The organism is Kinneretia sp. DJ1R-11 (genome assembly GCF_025717595.1).
In the GTDB taxonomy this organism is placed as follows: Bacteria; Pseudomonadota; Gammaproteobacteria; order Burkholderiales; family Burkholderiaceae_C; genus Paucibacter_A.
In genome coordinates, this window is sequence record NZ_JAJIRR010000055.1 from 1 (window position 1) to 497 (window position 497).

Below are 497 nucleotides of genomic sequence, written 5' to 3' on the forward strand. Positions count from 1 at the left end.
CACGAAGGCCGCCTGGCCGAGCTGAGCTCCGGCAGCCTGGTCATGAAGCTGGCCTACGACGCCCAGGGCCAGCGCTTCAGAAAGCAGATCGGCACGTCGCCGGCTGTCTACTTCGCCTACGACCTGCAAGGTCAGCTGCTGGGCGAGTACACACTCAGCGGAACGGGCAACAGCAGCACCTTCAAACCGCTGATGGAATACATCTGGCTCGAAGGCCAGCCCGTGGCCGCCGTTCGCCCCACGCCGGGTGCGCCCGCCAACGCACCCAACAGCGCCCAGGAGGTCTTTTACCTCCACACCGACCACCTCGGTACCCCGCGCGTGGCGCTGGACACCACCGGGCGTGTACGTTGGCGCTGGATGGGTGGAGAGCCCTTTGGCCTCAGCCCCGCCGAGACCAACCCTAACGGCCTGGGCGAGCTGAACATCAGCCTGCGCTTGCCCGGCCAGCAGTACGACGGGTTTGTGGGGCTGCATTACAACTACTTCAGGGACTA

The 497-nt window shown here is 65.6% G+C and carries 1 protein-coding gene; it reads left to right on the top strand.

Translation table 11 applies throughout. The features are described 5' to 3' along the window. Positions 1-497 (top strand): RHS domain-containing protein (locus LNV23_RS23895; RefSeq protein WP_263565246.1); only part of this gene is annotated, 497 nt, incomplete at both ends.